Origin of the sequence: Algimonas arctica (assembly GCF_014652695.1) — a bacterium.
Classification (GTDB): Bacteria; Pseudomonadota; Alphaproteobacteria; order Caulobacterales; family Maricaulaceae; genus Litorimonas; species Litorimonas arctica.
In genome coordinates, this window is record NZ_BMZH01000049.1 from 1 (window position 1) to 500 (window position 500).

Below are 500 nucleotides of genomic sequence, written 5' to 3' on the forward strand. Positions count from 1 at the left end.
AAAGGCCACTTTGGATCATCCACTGACGCAAGGTCTCACGACTGACAATGATATCATGACGTTCACCGAGCATCTCGGAAGCGTATTGTGGACCGAAGTCCGAATAATGAGTCCTGACAAGTGATACGGCAGTCTTGCGCAGAGCACCAACGGATCGATTGTTCGACGGCATTCCGCGCTTACGAGAGACGAGGGCGCCGTGTCCGTCACGACGGTAAGCGTTGACTAAAACACTCATGCGTTGACGCGAGAGTGAAGCCGCAGCCGCGGCCGCCGTTACAGTCATTCTTTTTTGGCAAACTCGCTGAACCAGCTCTAAGCGATCAAGTTCTTTCTCGGACATAGGGATTAGCTTCGACATTGCACTCGCTCCAGTCTGCCTCGAGCACCGAGAGAAGATCTAAATGAGTTCACGCAATGCGAGTTTATGGAACCAATTGGCTAGAGGAGTGTCAACTTTGAACTTTGCGCAAGTGTCGCCTTTCAACTTTGCGCTTATA

Annotated in this window: 1 pseudogene; it reads right to left on the reverse strand. The window is 51.2% G+C overall.

Features of this window, described 5'->3' with window-relative positions:
- Window positions 1-361: pseudogene (locus IE105_RS15470) on the reverse strand (ISNCY family transposase); the annotation flags it as partial.
- Between the last annotated feature and the right edge of the window lie 139 nt (window positions 362-500).